Raw genomic sequence first — 21,203 nt, 5'->3', positions numbered from 1 at the left:
TCACCTTAATGTGCATTGTACTTTTTCATATTTTTAAACTGATCTAACAGTTTTTCTTTTTCTCGTTCAAGGTCTTCTGTAGACAAATTGTCCGTTTGCTCTTTTGCCGGCTGTTCTTTTGTTTCGGTTTCTTTCATCCAGTCAGGCAGTTTCTCTTCCCGGACGACTTTTCCTGAACCATATGGGCTGCGCTGCTTTTTCTGCTGCGCCCACTCTGTCATTTGTCTGTTCTCTTCTTTGGCAATTTTCATGGCCGCAGCAACGGTTTTGATTTTCTTTCTCACCCAATGAGCGGCGATTTTTTGCATATATGTTTTCGACAGCTTCATATCTGTTTTGAGTAATGTATAGTAGATGAGAACATTCATGACACCTGGCTCTAGCTGCTGCTCGAGCATGATATCTTCGACAATTCTTAAGTCGGCATACGTTGGCTCAATGCCATCTGCCATGTCTTTTAGCAGCTCCCTAGGCGAAATATGATCCAGCTTTTCAATCAATTTTGCATCTGGAGTATCTGCCGCCGGCGTCTTTGAAGCATCTTGGCGCAAGTGTCTTGGCTGTTTTTGATCAATCAGTTTTGGCTGTTCGCCTCTGTATTCAATTTGGTACCAGTCTCTTGCTGCTTTTCTCAGCTCTTCTGTTGAGATCATTTGATCCGAACCGCATGCACCTGCTACAATATTTTGCATTTGAAGCGGGGTGATGCCGTATACAACAGCTAACTTCTTAATTGTTTCTTTTACCTGCTTTGTCAAAGCCTTTCTTGGAATCATCATGTCAGACATACCCGCTAATAATAGATCGAAATCAAAGGATTCGTCCGAGAGCGGTGCCGGCTGACTCGATCCAACGGTCACATATTCATAGCCTTGATCAAGCGATGACGCCTGATGAATTTCTTCTGTCATCTTGCGCTCGCCTGGCTGCAATACGTGAAACACTTCTTCAAACGACCGTGAAATATTCTTTGCTTCTGCAGGAACACCTGGATAAGAGAAATAATCGCGAAGCTGCATATATTTTGCTTTCTCTACACGATGGTACAGCAGAACATTCAGCATACCATCTTGGAAAAATTCATCTGGTCTTAGCGGTGGTACAAGCTCATATGTAAACAGTCTGCCTTCTTCCGTTTCCTGTTCATATGTGCGGAGTAAGCCGATCGCTTCAAGCTTTAAACGTTCCTCAAAAATATCATTTAAATTCGTTTGCAGCATGACCATGAGCTGCCGATGAGGTGCAGGTTTCCCCCACATACGATTTTGTTCCAGCTCTCCCCACAGCGTCATGTATAAGCTGAAAGCGGACATGCCAATAAGCGGCTGATATAAAAGAGTGATGAGCTGTCTATCGATGTCACCGAGCAATGAAGCGCTTTTGACGACATACGGATCGACGGCTAGCACTTCCTTCCAATGCTCTGTCATATGCTGATCCTCCCCATGAATTGCGATTGTTTCCATTGTACACTCTTTTTGCGTTTTACGCTTTACGCAGGAAAAAGAGCATGAAGAATCTCCAGCTCTTTTTAGCGTTCTTTCTTTAATAGATCTTTTAATTCATCAATAAAGACGTTGATGTCTTTAAACTGCCGGTAAACCGAGGCAAACCTGACGTAAGACACTTCATCAATTTTCGCCAGCTCGTCCATGACCATTTCACCTACAAGCTCGCTTTTCACTTCTGACATACCTTGATTGCGCAGTTCTTTTTCAATATTAAAGCAGACATCCTCCAGCTGCTTTAAAGCGACAGGACGCTTTTCACACGCTTTGATAAGTCCTCTCAGCATTTTTTCGCGGCTGAATTCTTCTCGAATCCCTTCTTTTTTCACCACAATCAGCGGTAATTCTTCTAATTTTTCAAACGTCGTAAAGCGATATTGGCAGCTTTCGCACTCTCTTCTACGACGGATGGATTTCCCTTCATCTACTGGTCTTGAATCAAGCACCCTTGTGCCAAGGTGCTGACATGTGGGACATTTCATTTCATCAGCTCCGATCTATTCTTGGAAGTTGTTTGTCTAGTTCATCATAAAGGGACAGAACGGTCTTTTGACTATAGCCGAAATCTGTTGGCAGGGCCGTTTCTGTTGTTACATTAAAATCGACAGCTGTTTCAAAAGGACGAATTGAAATGACAGTCGCCACGAGAAAGGCTTTTTTCGGCAATCGTATGTTTGCGCTGATTTCACCTCGTTCTGCTGAAACAGATGTCACTTGATAGGAATCGCTTCGGGAAAGCATAGCTTCCAACGCTTGAAAAACTTGTGCATTCGTCGATTTGTAGTAATGGCTTTTCAGTTCTGACACTGGATGCTCGTCAGATGTTTCTGTATGGTTTGACATGAACCGTTTAAACTTTTGCCTTAAAGTCATACACGTATCCCCTTTGCCATAATGCCTCTTTCTTTATTTTATAAAAAAAACCTTTGTTTTCCTAGAACAAAAGTATAGGCAAGCTGGGGAATGTTGGATTTTTTATTAAATAAATATAAAAAGGAGCATAACACAAAGGCATTCAATGCTTTTGGCCAGCTCCCATTGCAATCTTTTTTATGTTTACAGTGCTTTGGCTTGTGCCTGTTTTACTTGTACAGGTCCCATGCCTCGAGGAATTTCGATGTTTTCTCTTGTTTCAGCACCTAATTCATCTCCGATATGATCTGCTGCAATATTCGGATCTAGGTCGCCGCAAGTATAAACATCTATGCTCGCATAACCATGTTCAGGAAAGCTGTGAATTGTCAGATGAGATTCAGAAATAATGACAACTCCACTTACTCCTTGAGGTGCAAATTTGTGAAAAGCAACCTCTCTTACCTCAGCTCCTGATTTCAAAGCTGCATTTACAAACGTTTTTTCAATAAAATCCATGTCGTTCAGTTTATCACAGTCGCATCCCCATAGCTCGGAGATAACGTGACGTCCGATTGTTTCCATCATGGACCCCCCTTTAAACAAGAATGAAAGAGTGAAGTTCTAAGCAGCCGGACCGGACATATACCACGGGGGAAAGTTAGTCCTAAGAGGTCCTAACCCTTTAAGTATACCCGAATGAGTCTGCGAACAAGAAGTTCACGAAAAATAGTATACTTTGTTTAGACCCATTTTGCAAGCTGTGTTTTTAGTGGGATTTTCTCTCATTTCTTGAAAAGGGACGATCGTCTTCTTCATTTCAAACAGCAGACAGCTCTTTCATCTGTGCACCGACAAACTTCACAAGATCAACCACTCGGCATGAATAGCCCCATTCATTGTCATACCATGCAAGAACTTTCACTTTTCTCCCTTCCATTACCATCGTTGTCAGTCCATCAACGACTGCTGAATAAGGGTTTGTGTTAAAGTCCGTAGAGACAAGCGGCTCATCTGTGTAATCTAAAATACCGGCAAGAGATGTTTTAGATGCATTCGAGAAGGCTGCATTGACTTCTTCTGCTGTCACATCTTTTTTCAAGTCAACGACAAGATCAACCATCGACACATTGGAAACTGGTACGCGGAGTGCAAGTCCGTGCAATTTTCCTTTCATGTGCGGAAGCACTAAAGAAAGCGCTTTAGCGGCACCCGTCGTAGTTGGAATAATGGACTGAGCACATGCTCTCGCCCGGCGCAGATCCTTATGCGGGTTATCGATATTTTTTTGATCATTTGTATAAGCATGAACCGTTGTCATTAAACCATTGTCGATGCCAAATTCATCATCTAACAGTTTCACAACTGGTGCTAAACAGTTTGTTGTACAAGATGCGTTTGAAATAATGACGTGCTTTTCAGGATCAAGATCATCCTCATTGACACCCATTACAATCGTAATGTCTTCATTTTTACCTGGAGCTGTTAGAACGACTTTTTTCGCTCCAGCATCTATATGGCCCATCGCTTGATCTTTTGAATTAAATTTACCTGTTGCTTCAATGACGATATCAATCCCAAGCTCTCCCCATGGAAGCTGCTTTGGGTCTCTATTATTAAGCAAAAGAACTCTTTTGCCATTCACAATCAAGGCGTCATCTTCTGCTGTCACATCACATTCGTAACGTCCATGATTTGTATCATATTTAATTAAATGTGCTAGCGTTTCGGCAGGATAGCTTGCGTTCACCGCTACAATTTGAATTTGATCATCAAGCATTGCTTTTCTGAAGACCATGCGTCCAATTCTGCCAAACCCATTGATCGCTGCTTTTACCTTCATGAACAGGTCACTCCTCTATTATGTGTTATACTCAATAAATTTATTTATGAAATTAGTATATCACATTAGAATGTAATTGCCAGTATATAAACGTATATTTTCTAAAAAGGGCTGTTCTTTTCAAAAGAAATTAGAATAAAGCATAAAAAAAGAAGAGTACGTGTATGTACTCTTACTTATCTGTATGTTCCCATTCATTTAATATGTTCTGCAATTGCTTTCTAATAAACGCGAGATCTTGTGTGTTCTCTATCACGCGGTCTGCTTTTTTACATTTCTCCTCAAGAGGCTGCTGAGAGTGAATACGATTCAGCGCTTCTTCCTCGCTGAGGTCATTTCGATTCATGAGCCGCGATAGCTGCAATTCAGGCGTAGTATACACCACAATGATGCGGTCGACGAGACTTTCCAGCTGACTTTCAAATAAAAGCGGGATATCGAGGACAACGAAGGTTTCCTTCTGACTAACCCCTTCATCTCTCTGTTTGAGCATTTCTTTTCTCACTTCAGGATGAACAATCGCATTCAGCTGCTTTCTTTTCTTTTCATCAGAAAAAATGATGGCTCCAAGCTGCTGCCGGTTCAGCTCCCCATTTGGCAGGAGAACATCCTCACCAAAGGTTTGAACGATTTGTTGAAGAGCTGGTGTTCCTTTAGCAACCGCTTCTTTTGCAATGACATCTGCGTCCACGACCCTGATGCCTTGCTCTTTTATCATTTGCGAGACGGTGCTTTTTCCACTAGCAATCCCGCCTGTTAATCCAATGACAAGCGTCAATTGATTTCCTCCTTTACAGCTTCCACACCCCAATTAAAATGAGCAGAAGCCCTGGTAAGCATGCAAGTTTATCGATCCAGCGCCAATTTGCCAAGTAATGACCAGAACGGAGCCCAATACACACAAAGAGTGAGCTCATCACGGCCACAGTGATACTCATGACAATTGGAGAAAAGCCTAGAATCGCAGCGCCAATCCCTGCGCCAAATGCATCAATGGATAAAGCAATCCCAAGAAGCACCGCTTCTATTCCATTGATCGTCCCAGAACGGTCAATATCTGCACTTGTCGGCTTTCGCAAAATTTGAATGACAAGACCAAGAGATTGCACTTCCACATTGAGCAATGTCTTTTCATGAAGAAGCAAATCACGCTCTTTCGCTGGTTTGTAAAATTGATAAAGGACCCAAAGTCCAATGGCGATCAAAATGCCTCCACCAAGTTTATCTGTCACTGAGACAGGGAGGAATGTCGTCAGCAGGCTGCCAATCAGCATGGAAATGAGCAGCACAATCCCTGAACAGCATGCAATAATGACAATCGCTTTAAATGGAATCTTCATTTTACGAAGGCCATACGTAAAGCCTACAGAAAAGCTGTCAATACTGACTGCAATAGCTAAAAACAGGAGCGAAATCGAAATCATACCTGAACTCTTCCTTTCTGTTCATGCAACGATGATCAAGAGTCTCTAGGCGTCCTTAGACTCTTCTTCACTATATGAAGAGCAGGTGGGCTGTGTGTCAGTCTACACCTTGCTGATAAATGAATGTTTTTTATCGTATGCACAGCAAAAAGGAAGCATGCTGATGGCTGATTTTTATTGAGGACGTTTTTGGCAGGTCACACAAAAATGAGTGCCGCGTCCTCCGACTACTGTTTTCTCAATGATGCTTCCGCATGTTTGACAAGGCTCTCCCCGCCGGTCATACACAAGAAGCTGCAGCTGAAATGTTCCAATATCACCTTGTGAATTGATATATGAGCGAATCGTGCTGCCTCCTGCATCTACCGCCACTTGAAGTGTATCGATAATATGCCTGTGAAGCACTTTACAGGATTCAAGACTGAGCTGATTCGCTTTTGTTTCTGGATGAATGCCCGCTTTAAACAAAACCTCATCTACATAAATATTACCTAGTCCCACGACAATCTTTTGATCAAGCAGCGCTGTTTTGACCACACGGGATGTTTTTTTCAATTGCTCCCATAAATATTCCGGAGTGAATTGTTCATCAAAAGGCTCATATCCCAGCTGTGAGAGCGGGAGTTCCTTTTCTTCTTCACCCTGCTGAAATAAATGCATCGTGCCAAATTTACGTACATCATGGTACCGAAGCTCAGTACCGTCTGTAAACGTAAAGACGACGTGTACATGTTTATCGTATGGCTCATGCGCTTCATGTACACGGTATTTCCCTTCCATCCTTAAATGGGAGACCATCACGTAGTGATCTAAATGAAAGAGCAGGAACTTTCCTCTTCTTTCAATGGTTTGTATCGTTTCTCCTACCATCCTTCTTGCGAACTCTTCCGGCTCCCCAGGACGTTTGATGATATTTGGCCATTTGATATCGACCGTTTCAATCGTTTTTCCTTCGACTAACCGCTTGAGTGTGCGCCGGACGGTTTCAACTTCTGGTAATTCCGGCATGCTCCTCGCTCCTTTTTCTCTCTCTATTATTTTGCGTCGTACCAAGATGGCCCTGAAGCAAAATCAACTTTTAGCGGCACATCTAGCTGAAGTGCATTTTCCATGACTTCAGGGACAATTTTTTCAAGTATGGCAATTTCTTCTTTCGGTGCTTCGAAGATCAGTTCATCGTGCACCTGTAATAAAAGATTTGCCTGCAAGTTTTGTTCTTTTAACTTTCGAGCCATATCAATCATAGCTTTTTTAATAATATCAGCTGCACTTCCTTGGATCGGTGTGTTCATAGCTGTTCGTTCGGCAAAGCTTTTGATATTAAAATTACGGCTTGTGATATCCGGGATATACCTTCTGCGTTTGAGAAGCGTCGTGACATATCCTTTTTGTTTCGCTTCCTGCACGATTTCTTCCATATAGGTTTTCACGCCTTTAAAGCTTGTTAAATAGCGTTCGATAAAGGCAGCTGCTTCTTTTCTTGTGATCCCAAGGTTTTGAGATAACCCATAATCACTGATCCCATATACAATACCAAAGTTGACAGCTTTGGCTTGTCTTCTCATAGAGGAAGTCACTTCTTCTTCTGAGACATGGAACACGTCCATCGCTGTCTTCGTGTGAATATCCATATCTTGCGTAAACGCTTCGATCAAATTCTCATCCTGAGAAATATGAGCGAGTACACGCAGCTCAATTTGAGAATAGTCAGCAGCAAACATGAGCCAGCCTTCTTTTGAAGGGACGAATGCTTGACGAATCTTTCGTCCTTCCTCTAAACGAATCGGGATATTTTGCAGATTGGGATCTGTTGAGCTTAGTCTTCCTGTTTGCGTGAGCGCTTGATTAAATCGTGTATGCACTTTATGGGTATCCTTGCGCGTTACTTTCATTAAGCCTTCCACATAGGTCGATTGGAGCTTTCCAATTTGGCGGTAATGCAGAATGGACCGAATGATCTCGTGCTTATCTTCAAGCTTTTCAAGAACATCCGCAGATGTCGAGTAGCCCGTCTTTGTCTTTTTAATAACCGGCAGGCCTAATTTTTCAAAAAGAATCACGCCAAGCTGTTTAGGAGAATTGATGTTAAACGTTTCACCTGCTAAGCGGTGAATGGTTTCTTCATATTCTTTCAGCTTTTTCGTTAACTCTTCACCCATCTTCTCTAGGCGCTCAATATCTACCTTTACGCCAAGGGATTCCATTTCACCTAAGATGAGGGCAAGCGGCAGCTCTAAGTCTTCATATAGTTCATGCTGATCATTTTTTTCTAGCGCTTCAAGTGTTAAATCATGCAGAGCAGAGATCGCCGCTGCTTTTCGCCCAAGATGTTCCTTCAGTTCATCTTCAGGTGGAATCGCCTGCTTTGCTCCTTTTCCGTACACTTTTTCATCAGAAAGAGCGATGTTGAGACCGTATTCCTTCGCCACACTTGCGACGTCCTCATACGATTTCTGAGGGTTGACGACATAGGAAGCAAGCAGAACATCGTTATCGACACCTTTTAGATCGACATCATGCCATCTGAGGGCGACAACGGCTCTTTTTGAATCAAAGACCCATTTCTTCTTCGTTTCATCCTGTACCCATTGTTTAAATGCATCTGATTGAAGCGCATCTTCTTTCGTGATAAAAAACGCACCATTTTCATTATGGATCGCAAAACCAATCAAATCTGCTTCATGATAATTATCTCCAAGCTGTTCTACCACAAGGGCGGCATGATCTGTCAGCATCTCATCCGTTACTTCGGTCATTTTTTTCACTTCTAATGCTTCTACTTCGACCTGTTCACCTGTTTCTGGTGCTTCTCCTAGACGTTCTAGCAGCGTTTGAAAGCCTAGTTCTTTATAAAGAGAGATCACTTGATCCATATGAGGACCTTCATATGCGAGATCCTTGCTTGATACATCAATTGGCGCTTCTACAAGAATCGTTGCGAGTTTTTTACTCATCACTGCCTGCTCTTTATATTCTTCAAGCTTTTCTTTGAGTTTTTTCCCGCTGACTTCGTCAATATGTTCAAGCAGGTTTTCAACCGTTTCAAACTGCTTTAACAATTTAATCGCTGTTTTTTCACCTACACCTGGCACCCCTGGGATATTATCTGAGGAATCTCCCATCAAACCTTTCATATCGATGATTTGATCTGGGCGCAGGCCATATTTCTCTTCAATATGAGCCGGTGTGTAATATTCAACTTCTGTAATGCCTTTTTTCGTAATTGCTACCGTCGTATGGTCTGTTGAAAGCTGCGTTAAGTCCTTATCTCCTGAGAAAATTTTGACTTCAAAGCCGTCTTTTTCTGCCTCCACAGCCAATGTCCCGATAATATCGTCTGCCTCGTATTGAGGAAGCTCGTACCTTTTCACCTGATAGGCATCTAATAGTTCACGGATAAATGGCATTTGTTCTGATAGCTCTGGCGGCGTTTTTTGTCTTCCGCCTTTATATTCTTTAAATGTCTCGTGGCGGAACGTTGTTTTTCCCGCATCAAATGCGACAAGCATATGGGTTGGCTTCTCGTCCTCGAGCATCTTCATTAAGATCATCGCAAAGCCATAAATGGCATTTGTATGGACGCCTTTATCATTTGATAATAGCGGCAAAGCAAAAAAGGCTCGATAAGCGAGACTGTTTCCATCCACTAGTACTAATTTCTTTTTGTCTGTCATGTTTTAATCCTCCATCGGCTGAGCCATTTCAGCCGTCTCTTTCACACATTGTATCATCATTTTATCAAAGTTTATTTTGAAAAGAAAATAGTCGAACCTGCATAAAAAAAGGGACGAAAACAACAAGTGTTTTCGTCCTTACAAAATTGGCTCCTTGGATGAAGGGGTTCCTATTCATCCTACCAATGATTGTTTAACTAAACATGAATTCATTGTAAAGATCATGTAAATTTTAACGTGACTTTCCTTTTTTCCCTATTTTGATTTCAGGCTCACTGTAAAAGTCGTTCCTTTCCCTTGTTTGCTATGGACCGAAATCGTCCCTTCATGCGCCTCCACAAGGTGTTTGACAATGGCAAGACCAAGTCCTGTACCGCCTGAATTTCTACTTCTATCTTTATCAATTCGATAAAATCTCTCAAATATTCTTGGAATCTCGCTTTTCTTCATGCCGATTCCTGTATCTGCTACATCAAATTCATAGGCGCCTTTCCGCGGTCTTGCTGAGATGGTGACACTCCCTCCCTCTGGTGTATAGGTAAGGGCATTGTTCACGAGATTGAGGAAGATTTGCTTTAACCTCAGCGGATCTGCCATCACATAGACAGGCTCTTTCGGGATTCGCACTTGTAATTGAATGCCTTTTTCTGCGGCCTTTTGTTTTAAAAGGACTTCAATCTCTTGAATGATTTCTGTCGCATTGGCGTCTTGAATATTCAGCTTGAAATGCTGCTGCTCGATTTTGGAAAGATCGAGTAAATCTTGAATGAGAGTTTCGAGACGGACACTCTCTTTTAGAATGATGGAAAGGAATTGTGTCAGCGCTTCTTTGTCATCAATCGCTCCATCAAGAAGAGTTTCGGAGAATCCTTTAATCGACGTAATCGGTGTCTTTAATTCGTGAGACACATTGGCGACAAAATCTTTTCGCATCTGCTCCAGCTGCTTTGTTTCTGTCACGTCATGAAATACAAGGACAATTCCTTTCCATTCATCGTCTGTACTTAAAATGGGAACACCATCCACCTGGAAGTAGCGCCGTTCAATGTCAACGGCCAGGCGTAAAAACTTCCGCACCTTCGTTTCTGTCATGAAAATTTCGTCAATCAGCTCAATAATTTCTTCATGAGTAAATGCTTCATGATACAGCTTGTGCATGTAAATGTGCTTTTGCACCTTAAACTGCTTGCGGAAAGTTCGATTGACTAGGTTAATATATCCCATCTTATCAATCAAAATAATTCCTGCACCGATGTTTTCAATGACTGTTTGCAGACGGTCCCGCTGCATTTCCCCAGTGCTGGTCATTTCTTGAAGGCTTTCTGCCAGGCGCTTCATTGATGTATTAAGCTCACTTGTTTCGATGATGAGCTCTTCATAATGATTGGTATCATAGTTCCCGCGTTCCAGCTGTTTGGCTACCTTTGTGGCATAATCTATCGGTTTTACATATTTCATCGACATGCGGTATCCAAAGAAAACGATAATAATAATCGCCGAGCCAAGACAAACGGCTAATGCGAGCCAAAGCTGGCCGTCAATTTCATTTAAAGGCTGGAATGACGCATGGAGAAATAAATAGCCCACTGGTTTGTTTTGTTTCAGGATAGGGACTGCGTAATGAAACAGCGCATCCTTCTCATCCTCAATGACGACGCCTTTTGTTTGAAGGCGTTCATTGTTCAGTGTGTTTTGAATGATGCCCCTTTGCTCCGCTTGACCCGTTGTATGTATGATATTCCCCTTCAGGTCCACAATTGACGCATTCATATCGAGATGCTGCTTTGCCTGATTGAGGATCTCCTTGTTTTGCTTCGCCTGCAGATCATCACCATCCATGGAAGAAAGAAGAAAGCTCGATTCATTTTCCATTCGTTCCGTTAATTTTGTTTCATAAAAAACATGGAACATGTGATCCAAAAAAAGGCCAAGTGCAACAAACACAATAAAAAGGAGAAAAATAAGGCCCGAAAACAGACGGGTTCTAATTTTACTCATTTGGCTTTGGCTCCTCCAATTTGTAGCCTAAGCCGCGAATGGTTTTAATGTATGTTGGTTTTTTCGTATTCTTTTCAATTTTGTCCCGCAAGTGGCTGATATGTACATCCACAATACGAGTATCACCCGCAAAGTCATAATTCCAAACGGCACTTAGCAGCAGATCACGTGTGAGGACACGTCCTTTATGCTTGGCCAAATAAAGCAGCAGTTCGAATTCCTTCGGCGTAAGCTCTAGGCGTTCTTCTTGGAAGTAGACTTCATAGTGTTCTGGTAAAATGCGCAGTTCACCAATTTTGATTTGGTCTGCAATGACCTCTTCCTTCTCCTCTTGCGCGGGGACAGGCTGAGATTGCTGCGCTCTTCTCAAGATGGCTTTTACCCGAGCACCCACTTCTCTAGGACTGAATGGCTTTGTCATGTAATCATCGGCTCCAAGTTCAAGACCGAGCACCTTATCAAATTCATCGTCCTTTGCTGTCAGCATTAAAATAGGGAACATCATTTTTTGAATTCTCAGTTGTTTGCACACTTCAATTCCGTCCATCTTCGGAAGCATTAAATCTAATACAATGAGATCAGGCTGTTCACTTGCTGCTTTTTCAAGCGCTTCTTCCCCATCTCTTGCTGTGACGACATCATAGCCCGCCCTTTCAAGGTTATAGCTTAGAAGTGTTACAATCGATTCTTCATCATCCACAACTAATATTTTTTTATTCATGTTGTGCCTCCAATTAGTGATTTCCCCTGCATCCGTTTTTTTGTATTTTATGTGAAAAGCGAGAAGTCATGCTTTCTCTTTCATTTTAACGAAAGCTTAACAAGAGGACAATTTAAAATTTCGACAAGATTGGTTTTGTAAACAAAAAGAAGGCCCCTCATAAGAGAAGCCTTCTTTTTTTCATATTAAGACAATACTTTCATGACGTTCTTAACAGATTCAACAGAACGGTCAAGCTGACTTCTTTCTTCTTCTGTCAGCTCAAGCTCAATGATCTGCTCAAGGCCGTTTCCACCTACGATTGTTGGTACACCAAGGTAAATGCCTTCGTAGCCATATTCACCTTCAAGGTATGCAATCGTTGGGATCACGCGGCGCTGATCTTTTAGAATCGCCTCAACCATTTCTACGAGTGAAGCAGCAGGTGCATAATAGGCACTACCGTTACCTAATAGGTTTACGATTTCGCCGCCGCCTTTTCTTGTTCTTTCAACAATCGCATCAATACGATCTTTTGGAATCAATGTTTCAAGCGGGATACCGCCTGCATAAGAGTAACGAACAAGCGGAACCATGTCATCGCCATGTCCACCAAGCACAAAGCCCGTCACATCTTTGACAGATAGGTTTAATTCTTGAGCAACAAACGTACGGAAGCGTGCTGTATCAAGAATACCCGATTGTCCAATGACTTTTTCTTTTGGTAATCCTGATTCTTTATAAACGGCATATGTCATTGCATCAACAGGGTTTGTTAACACAACAATAATGGCTTCTGGAGAATATTTAACGATTTCGCGTGTCACGCTGCGCATGATTTTTTCATTTGTTGACACGAGATCGTCACGGCTCATTCCCGGCTTTCTTGCAATTCCTGCCGTAATGACCACGACATCAGAACCGGCTGTATCTTCGTAGTTAGAAGTGCCTGTAATGTTCGCATCGAAGCCTTGAACAGGGCTTGCTTCCAGCATATCAAGAGCTTTCCCTTTTGTTGGGTTCTCAAGCTGCGGGATATCAACTAATACGACATCCGCTAATTCTTTTTGAGCCGTTAGAAATGCTGTAGTTGCTCCTGTAAAACCTGCTCCGATGACAGATACTTTTTTACGCTTGTTTGCCATTTCCTTTTTCCCCTTTAACTTTAAAGTTTAAGAATCAAGACAAGTTTTTGATGAGCTCGTCAGCAAACTCAGAACATTTCACTTCTGTTGCGCCATCCATTAATCTAGCAAAATCGTATGTGACGACTTTAGATGCAATTGTTTTTTCAACAGATTGAATCACTAGATCAGCTGCTTCCTGCCAGCCAAGGTGCTCAAGTAAAAGCACGCCTGATAGAAGAACAGAAGATGGATTCACTTTATCAAGACCAGCATATTTTGGTGCTGTTCCGTGAGTCGCTTCAAAAATAGCGTGTCCTGTTTCGTAGTTGATGTTCGCACCTGGTGCGATACCAATTCCACCAACTTGTGCTGCAAGTGCATCAGAGATGTAATCTCCATTTAAGTTCATTGTAGCCACAACATCGAACTCAGCTGGACGAGTTAGGATTTGTTGAAGGAAAATATCTGCAATGCTGTCTTTGACAATGATTTTGCCAGCAGCTTCTGCTTCACTTTGCGCTTTGTTTGCCGCATCTTTTCCATCTTGTTCTACAATACGATCATATTGTGCCCATGTAAAGACTTTGTCGCCAAACTCTTTTTCAGCCACTTCGTAGCCCCAGTTTTTGAAGGCACCTTCTGTAAATTTCATGATGTTTCCTTTGTGAACAAGCGTCACAGATTTACGGCCTTGGTCAATTGCATATTGGATAGCCGCTCTGACAAGACGGGATGTTCCCTCTTCAGAAACTGGCTTGATTCCGATACCTGACGTTTCTGGGAAACGGATTTTATTTACACCTAATTCGTTTTTCAAGAAGTCAATTAATTTCTTCACTTCGTCTGAACCTTTTGCATACTCGATACCAGCATAGATATCTTCTGTGTTCTCACGGAAGATCACCATATCTGTGTCTTCTGGACGTTTCACAGGAGAAGGTACCCCTTTGAACCAGCGAACAGGACGTAAGCATGTGAATAAATCAAGCTCTTGTCTAAGTGCCACGTTTAATGAACGGATTCCTCCGCCAATTGGTGTTGTTAGTGGTCCTTTAATTGCAATTAAATATTCACGAATGTCTTCAAGCGTTTGCTCAGGAAGCCACTCTCCAGTTTTATTGTAAGCTTTCTCACCTGCATATACTTCTTTCCAAGTGATTTGCTTTTCACCTTTATATGCTTTTTCTACAGCTGCTTCAAGTACTCTTGATGCTGCTTTCCAAATGTCAGGACCGATTCCGTCCCCTTCGATAAACGGGATAATTGGATTATTTGGTACATTCAATACGCCGCCAGTAACTGTAATTTTTTCGCCTTGTGACAATGATATTACCTCCCAGGTTATGTAGTGAATATTTGAAACTTCTTGGCTTGATGTCTGCAAACAAAGAAGTTTTTCACGTGATTCGTTTTTTGTTGATATGGAGGCTGATTGGCCTTTTGAAATCAGCCCCCGCTTATTCTATAAACATTAGTCTCTTTCACTGATCGGAACAAAGGTTTGAAGATCAGGTCCAATGTAGTCAGCTCTTGGACGGATAAGACGGTTGTTGTCATATTGCTCTAGAATGTGAGCAATCCATCCAGAGAATCGGCTGATCACGAAAATTGGTGTAAACAAGTCATGATCAATCCCAAGACTGTGATATACAGATGCAGAATAAAAATCAACATTTGGTGGAAGATTTTTCTCTGATGTCACGATTTCCTCTGCGCGAACAGACATTTCATACCATTTCGGCTCGCCAGTGAGGTTTGTTAAACGCTGGCTCATTTCTTTTAGATGCTTTGCACGCGGGTCACCTTGACGGTATACGCGGTGGCCAAAGCCCATAATTTTTTCTTTCTTCTCTAGCTTACCATGAATATAGGAATCTACGTTTTCAACTTCGCCAATTTCTGAAAGCATCTTCATCACGCCTTCATTAGCGCCGCCATGAAGCGGTCCTTTCAGCGCACCGATAGCCGCTGTTACACCAGAGTAGATATCTGATAGTGTAGCAACACATACACGTGCTGTAAATGTCGATGCATTTAATTCATGATCCGCATGTAGAATAAGTGCCTTATCAATGGCTTCAATTTCTACTGGTGACGGCTCTTCGCCATTTAGCATATACAAGAAGTTTGCAGCATAGCTGTATTCTTCTTTTGGCTGTACAGGCTCAAGTCCTTTGCGAATGCGTGAAAACGCAGCGACTAGTCCAGAAATTTTCGCCTGTAAGCGAATCGCCTTTCTGTAATTCGCTTCTTTGTCCATAATCTCTGATTCGTCATCGAGTAAACCTAGTAAAGATACTGCTGTACGAATCGCAGACATTGGATGAACCCCATCGAGCGAATAAGATTTAAAATGCTCAATGATTTCTTGCGGAATCTGAGCATTTTCGTTGAGCTGCTGTTTTAATTCACTCAGCTCCTGCTCATTCGGCAGCTTTAAGTGCCATAACAGGTAGACAATTTCTTCGAATGTAGCTTTTTCAGTTAAATCATCGATATTGTACCCTACATAAGTAAGAGTATCATCAATAATTGAGCTTACGGATGAAGTTGTTGCCACGATACCTTCAAGACCTCTTGTTGCTGTCATGTTCAATCTCCCCTTTTTAAAAAGATTCCCCTTCGTTGCAGAATTCTCACTTTTTGAAAGCGCTATCCAATCCGTATAAGATAGCAGGCTCAGAAAAGAAAATGCTTACATTTACCTATACGGTTAGAGCGCTTTTAGCCTCATATCTCTTGTGTGATCAATGAGTTCAAAATTAAGCCTATTCCCATTATAAACAATAATCAGACATTTGTTAAATGTTTAACTATAATTTTTTTTGATATTTTTTTTTCCAGTCTCCTATATCAGGCATGGAATAAAGGGATTTTGCTTCTTTTAATATATTTAATTATGTTTTTTTGCAAAAGCTCACGCAAGAAAAAATTTAAAAAAGAAAGTGGCAGGAACCACTCTCTTTTCACCCGCTGAAAAATTTCACAGCCTGCATCGCCAAATAAGCAATTCCTGCCCCGATAAGCGGCCCAACAGCCACACCTTTAAATAAGCTGACTGCCAAAATGGTACCAAACACAAGCGCTGCCGTAATATGCGGATCATTTTCGAGTAGCACAATCCCGTTTTTTGCAATTAATGCTACTAATATACCCGCTCCAAGAGCTATCCAAGCATAGGAAGATTTCATCGCTTCTCCAAGCTGCTTAAATCCAATGTCACCTGTTGCAATCGGGACCAGCACTGCAATGGTAATAACGGTGACTCCCCAATTAATGCCTTTAGATTGGAGAACCGGGAAAATTTTTTGATCCAGGCCAATCAGCTTAATCGCGATCAGCACAGAGACTGCTACAATTAACGAATTGTTTTTTGCAATAAGTGCAATAACGAGTAAAAGTACCAAAAATAAATTTGCTTGAGTAAACATACGCCGCTCCTTTCTTTCTTTTTATTGCGACCTTTTCATATTACTAATCTTTTTGAATAAAATGAAGTATCGGACATGCTTGTTTTTTGGAGGGGATTGTGTGAATCACGCCTATGTGGCCATTTTTTTGCGAAGTTTGATGATGATCAGCATTGCTGTTTTTGCTGTTGTCTTTTTATATCAGTCTTTTCCGTTTTTATATCCTTTTTGGATCGCCCTTATTGTGTCTTGTTTGATTCATCCTGCCGTATGCAAAATCGAAGAGATCACTGGAATGCCGAGAGGATTTGTTGTGGTCATTGTGCTCTTGCTCTTTTTAGTCGCAGCTGCCGGCTTAATGACGCTTTTAGTAGCAGAAATCATTTCAGGAAGTGCTTATTTGGCAAAGGTGCTGCCCCGCCATCTTGATCAAATGATTGGTATTGTGGAGCAATTTTTCACAGACAAGATTCTGCCTTTATATCATGATGTGACGGCCCAATTTAATACGCTTCAAGCAGGTCAAAAGGAATCAATTTTGGGACAAATTCAAGCACTCGGTGATGAAGCGGCCGCAAAAATCGGGACTTTTCTTTCTAAAACACTCGAGCTTATTCCGGCTTTTTTGGGTCTTTTGCCTGATGCAGCAGCCACTCTGTTATTTTCTGCTCTGGCAACTTTTTTTATCACGAAAGATTGGTTTACGTTAAAAACATATGGCTCACGTATCTTTCCCGCAAAATGGATGCAGCATACACGTGCCATTTTATCTGAAATCAAAAAAGCCATTACCGGCTTTATGAAAGCCCAGCTCCTGCTTGTGGCCATGACGATTGGTATTGTATTGATTGGACTCATCATTTTAAAAGTTGAGCATGCCCTTGTGATTGCTTTATGTATCGGGCTCGTCGATTTACTTCCATATATCGGGAGCGGCACTGTTTTTCTACCGTGGATCATTTATTCTGCTATGACAGGAAATCTTTCCCTCGCCATTGGACTGGGCATTTTGTATATTGTCGTCCTCATTCAAAGACAAATATCAGAGCCAAAAGTCTTAAGCAAATCCATCGGACTTAATCCTTTAGCAACGCTTGTTGCGCTATTTGTCGGGTTAAAATGGTTTGGTTTTCTTGGACTTGTGATTGGCCCTGCTTCCCTTGTCGTGTGGCAGGCGTTCCGTAATGCAGGAGTTTTCAGAGATATTTATGAGTACATTCGGTATGGCATGCAAAAATAAAAGAGACCTTCAGCCTGAAGGTCTCTTTAACGAATGATCGTGTAGCGGTTACGATTAGACATGTTTCTAAGCCAGCGTTCAAAGAGCGGCTTGATTCCCTTTCTCGTCACCGGAATGAGCAGCAAAGCCCCAATGAGATCCGATAAGAAGCCTGGAATGAGCAGCAGCAGACCGCCGATTAGAATGCAAAAACCATCGACAATCGCTCCCCCTGGCATCTTGCCATATTGTAAATCTCGCTGCACTTTTTGGAAGGCTTCTATACCTTGTTTTCTTGCAAAATAAGCACCTAAGGCACTTGTCAGCACGATGAGCAGCATGGTTGGCAAAATGCCAATGATTTTACTTGAGATTAAAAATAAACTAATTTCCACCGCAGGGAACAGAATTAATAATAGTAGAAAATATTTCTTCAACCATATCACCTCATGGGGTATCTTTCATCGAAAGCTGTTTACTTTTTTTAGTGTAACATAAAAAAAGAGAGGAGTCAGACAACTCCCCTCTTGGATGATTTAAAGGACACTCGCACGGCCTTTGTAGATCGCTCCGCGTGCTGGATCTACTGTAATCTCTTCGCCTTCTTTTAAAAGTGTCGTGGCGCTGTCAAGACCAACAATCACTGGAATGCCAAGGCTTAGTCCAACAACTGCTGCATGGCTTGTTAAACCGCCTTCTTCTGTGATAAGGGCAGATGCTTTTTCTAAAGCTCCCATCATATCACGATCTGTGCAGTTTGCGACTAGGATCGCACCATCGTACATTTTTTCTTCTGCTTCTTTTCCGCTTTGTGCAATGACAACCGGTCCAAATGCAGATTTACGGCCAATACCTTGACCTTTCGCAATGATGTCACCGACAACATATACTTTCATTAAGTTCGTCGTACCTGTTTCACCAACTGGCACACCTGCTGTAATCACGATTAAATCGCCGTGTCTTACATAGCCTGTTTCAATTGACTTTTCTACTGCATTCTCAAGCATTTCATCTGTAGACGTCGTTTTTGATCCGCTCTTTGCAAATACACCGAATACAAGTGAAAGCTTTCTCGCAACTGATTCGTTTGCAGTAACTGCTACGATTGGTGCTTTTGGTCTATATTTTGAAATCATTCTTGCTGTATGTCCGCTTTCCGTCGGTGTCACAATCGCTGCTACATCAAGCTTCATTGCTGTATGTGCAACAGATTGACCGATCGCGTCTGTAATACTGACTTCTACTTCTTCGCTTCTGCGAGAAAGAATGGCTTTATAATTTAGTGCTTCTTCTGAACGTGATGCAATGTTATGCATTGTTTGTACGGCTTCTACTGGATATGTTCCTGCTGCTGTTTCACCAGAAAGCATAATCGCATCTGTACCGTCAAAAATAGCATTTGCCACGTCACTTGCTTCCGCACGAGTTGGACGAGGGTTACGCTGCATGCTGTCCAGCATTTGAGTCGCTGTGATGACAGGCTTGCCTAAACGATTGCATTTTTTGATCAGCATTTTTTGAACAAGCGGTACTTCTTCTGCCGGGATCTCTACACCAAGATCTCCACGCGCAACCATTAAACCGTCAGATACCTCAAGGATCTCGTCGATGTTATCAACACCCTCTTGGTTTTCAATCTTAGGGATGATTTGAATATCAGTCGCATTGTTCTTTTCAAGAAGCTCACGAATTTCAAGAACATCAGAAGCTCGTCTCACAAAAGAGGCTGCGATGAAATCGACGCCTTGTTCAATTCCAAACAGAATATCATTGGCATCCTTTTCTGTAATACCTGGCAGGTTCACACTGACGCCAGGTATGTTGACGCCTTTTTTGTTTTTGAGCGTGCCTGTATTCATGACTTTAGTGACGATTTCTTTGCGGTCCTTGTTAATTTCTTTTACTTCTAAACCAATCAGACCATCATCTAATAGAATCGTTGAACCTACTTCTACATCATGAATTAAATCTTCGTATGTCACACTAATTTTTTCCGTATTTCCAACAATGTCTTCCATACTCACGATAAGATCAGCACCAGCGACTAGCTCAATTGAGCCGTTTTCAACTGTACGTGTACGGATCTCTGGACCTTTTGTATCTAGAAGGATCGCAATGTCCTTGCCTAATGTTTTACCTGCTTTACGTATGTTTTCAATGCGTGCACCATGCTCTTCAAAATCTCCATGGGAGAAGTTTAGTCTGGCTACATTCATTCCTGCTTCAATCAATTCAGTCAGCTTTTCAATGCTTTCACTTGCTGGACCGATTGTACAAACGATTTTTGTCTTTCTCATTACTGTTCCTCCTAAGGTCTTCTCGTTTTATATAGAGAGCTCTTGTGAAAGTCGGTACATATTTTTATCGACTGTATGTTTTTTATCTAAGATTTCTAAAATATCGTGATGAACGAGTTCATTACTTTGAATGCCTACACAGCGTCCGCCTTGTCCTTCGAGAAGAAGTTCGACTGCATATGCTCCTAAACGGCTTGCCAGCACTCGGTCAAACGCGCTCGGAGAACCTCCGCGCTGAATATGTCCTAAGACGGATACACGTGTTTCAAGGCTTGTCTCCTCTTCAATCCGCTTACCAAATTCAACACCGCTGCCTACGCCTTCTGCAACGATGATGATACTATGCTTCTTGCCGCGTTCGTGACCTCTTCTTAACCTAGCAATAATTTCGTCCATGTCATAGTCTGCTTCAGGAATCAAAATAGATTCGGCTCCGCCCGCAAGACCTGACCAAAGAGCAATATCACCAGCATGTCTTCCCATTACTTCCACTACGTATGTACGTTCATGAGATGTGGCTGTATCACGAATTTTATCAATGGCATCAATGACAGTATTCAGTGCTGTATCAAAGCCAATAGTGAAATCAGTACCTGGAATATCGTTGTCAATCGTGCCAGGGACACCTACACATGGAAAACCGAGCTCTGTTAATTTCTTCGCTCCCATAAATGACCCGTCTCCACCAATGACTACAAGTCCTTCAATACCGAATTTTTTTAAGTTTTCAATTCCCTTTTCACGACCTTCAACTGTCTTGAATTCAGGACATCTTGCCGTGTAAAGTTTTGTTCCTCCACGATGAATGATATCGCCTACTGAACCTATTTCGAGTTTCTCAATTTTACCGTTAATTAGACCTGAGTATCCATTATAAATACCGTAAACTTCAACATTATGGTAAATTGCTTTCCTTACAACTGCGCGCACAGCTGCATTCATTCCTGGGGAATCCCCACCGCTTGTTAAAACTCCTATACGCTTCATCTTTTTCACCTCAGAGACCATATATGAATTAAACATACCATTTCCACTGCTTGAAAACAATCATGAGCAAATTTGGATGTTTTCAATACGAATTTCTAAAACCGTACTTATTATACAATTAAATAAACCGTTTTTAAACAAAAGTTAAGAACGTCATGAAAGCA

General features: G+C 41.9%; 19 protein-coding genes. 1 reads left to right on the top strand and 18 read right to left on the bottom strand.

Annotated features, from left to right (window positions below):
* Positions 1-5: 5 nt before the first annotated feature.
* The 15 genes from dnaB to AWT60_RS07820 all read right to left on the bottom strand — a co-directional run bounded on the left by dnaB (position 6) and on the right by AWT60_RS07820 (position 16,557).
* A complete protein-coding gene (gene dnaB / locus AWT60_RS07890) occupies positions 6-1,430 on the bottom strand; it encodes a replicative helicase loading/DNA remodeling protein DnaB (protein ID WP_041107520.1) in 1,425 nt (474 codons plus the stop codon).
* A 101-nt stretch (positions 1,431-1,531) separates the two neighbouring features.
* A complete protein-coding gene (gene nrdR / locus AWT60_RS07885) occupies positions 1,532-1,990 on the bottom strand; it encodes a transcriptional regulator NrdR (RefSeq protein WP_003216720.1) in 459 nt (152 codons plus the stop codon).
* 4 nt (positions 1,991-1,994) lie between these two features.
* A complete protein-coding gene (locus AWT60_RS07880; RefSeq protein ID WP_087976545.1) occupies positions 1,995-2,381 on the bottom strand; it encodes a cytosolic protein in 387 nt (128 codons plus the stop codon).
* Positions 2,382-2,564: 183 nt separating this feature from the next.
* Complete coding sequence (gene speD, locus AWT60_RS07875) at positions 2,565-2,945, bottom strand: adenosylmethionine decarboxylase (RefSeq protein WP_003216492.1); 381 nt, start codon at positions 2,943-2,945, stop codon at positions 2,565-2,567.
* A gap of 235 nt (positions 2,946-3,180) precedes the next feature.
* Positions 3,181-4,203 (bottom strand): glyceraldehyde-3-phosphate dehydrogenase, encoded by a 1,023-nt coding sequence (locus AWT60_RS07870; RefSeq protein WP_024425707.1) that lies wholly within the window; start codon positions 4,201-4,203, stop codon positions 3,181-3,183.
* Between the two features lie 172 nt (positions 4,204-4,375).
* A complete protein-coding gene (gene coaE, locus AWT60_RS07865) occupies positions 4,376-4,981 on the bottom strand; it encodes a dephospho-CoA kinase (protein WP_087976544.1) in 606 nt (201 codons plus the stop codon).
* A gap of 13 nt (positions 4,982-4,994) precedes the next feature.
* Positions 4,995-5,627, bottom strand: coding sequence for a sporulation membrane protein YtaF (ytaF, locus tag AWT60_RS07860; RefSeq protein ID WP_034279660.1), 633 nt, complete (start codon positions 5,625-5,627; stop codon positions 4,995-4,997).
* 174 nt (positions 5,628-5,801) lie between these two features.
* Positions 5,802-6,635, bottom strand: coding sequence for a DNA-formamidopyrimidine glycosylase (gene mutM, locus AWT60_RS07855; RefSeq protein ID WP_218677104.1), 834 nt, complete (start codon positions 6,633-6,635; stop codon positions 5,802-5,804).
* A gap of 26 nt (positions 6,636-6,661) precedes the next feature.
* Positions 6,662-9,301: a DNA polymerase I gene (gene polA, locus AWT60_RS07850; protein WP_087976542.1), complete on the bottom strand. Its 2,640-nt coding sequence runs from the start codon at positions 9,299-9,301 to the stop codon at positions 6,662-6,664.
* 255 nt (positions 9,302-9,556) lie between these two features.
* Entirely contained in the window at positions 9,557-11,299 is a 1,743-nt protein-coding gene (gene pnpS / locus AWT60_RS07845; protein ID WP_024424787.1) for a two-component system histidine kinase PnpS, read from the bottom strand.
* The gene (locus tag AWT60_RS07840; protein WP_024426141.1) at positions 11,292-12,020 is read right to left on the bottom strand and encodes a response regulator transcription factor; all 729 of its coding nucleotides are present in this window, start codon (positions 12,018-12,020) and stop codon (positions 11,292-11,294) included. Before AWT60_RS07840 ends, pnpS begins: the two co-directional genes overlap by 8 nt.
* Before the next feature lie 185 nt (positions 12,021-12,205).
* On the bottom strand, positions 12,206-13,144 hold the full coding sequence (mdh, locus tag AWT60_RS07835) for a malate dehydrogenase (protein ID WP_008356047.1): 939 nt from the start codon (positions 13,142-13,144) through the stop codon (positions 12,206-12,208).
* A gap of 34 nt (positions 13,145-13,178) precedes the next feature.
* Positions 13,179-14,450: an NADP-dependent isocitrate dehydrogenase gene (gene icd / locus AWT60_RS07830; protein WP_024424789.1), complete on the bottom strand. Its 1,272-nt coding sequence runs from the start codon at positions 14,448-14,450 to the stop codon at positions 13,179-13,181.
* 147 nt (positions 14,451-14,597) lie between these two features.
* Positions 14,598-15,716 (bottom strand): citrate synthase, encoded by a 1,119-nt coding sequence (gene citZ / locus AWT60_RS07825; RefSeq protein WP_024424790.1) that lies wholly within the window; start codon positions 15,714-15,716, stop codon positions 14,598-14,600.
* A 376-nt stretch (positions 15,717-16,092) separates the two neighbouring features.
* Positions 16,093-16,557, bottom strand: a complete 465-nt coding sequence (locus AWT60_RS07820) for a DUF441 domain-containing protein (RefSeq protein WP_024424791.1) — start codon at positions 16,555-16,557, stop codon at positions 16,093-16,095.
* A 100-nt stretch (positions 16,558-16,657) separates the two neighbouring features.
* On the opposite strand from AWT60_RS07820, the gene ytvI reads away from it, so the two are divergent.
* Complete coding sequence (ytvI, locus tag AWT60_RS07815) at positions 16,658-17,776, top strand: sporulation integral membrane protein YtvI (protein WP_076840305.1); 1,119 nt, start codon at positions 16,658-16,660, stop codon at positions 17,774-17,776.
* 26 nt (positions 17,777-17,802) lie between these two features.
* Here the strand turns inward: ytvI and AWT60_RS07810 are convergent, their stop codons facing one another.
* The 3 genes from AWT60_RS07810 to pfkA form a co-directional block, all read right to left on the bottom strand.
* A complete protein-coding gene (locus AWT60_RS07810; protein ID WP_024424793.1) occupies positions 17,803-18,192 on the bottom strand; it encodes an FxsA family protein in 390 nt (129 codons plus the stop codon).
* 99 nt (positions 18,193-18,291) lie between these two features.
* A complete protein-coding gene (gene pyk / locus AWT60_RS07805) occupies positions 18,292-20,052 on the bottom strand; it encodes a pyruvate kinase (protein WP_024426143.1) in 1,761 nt (586 codons plus the stop codon).
* A gap of 27 nt (positions 20,053-20,079) precedes the next feature.
* On the bottom strand, positions 20,080-21,039 hold the full coding sequence (gene pfkA, locus AWT60_RS07800) for a 6-phosphofructokinase (protein ID WP_024424794.1): 960 nt from the start codon (positions 21,037-21,039) through the stop codon (positions 20,080-20,082).
* Between the last annotated feature and the right edge of the window lie 164 nt (positions 21,040-21,203).

This window comes from Bacillus sp. F2HM (genome assembly GCF_019266135.1).
Taxonomy (GTDB): domain Bacteria; phylum Bacillota; class Bacilli; order Bacillales; family Bacillaceae; genus Bacillus; species Bacillus safensis.
The sequence above is the reverse complement of the archived record's forward strand: the minus strand, read 5'-3'. Positions and strand labels throughout refer to the sequence as shown.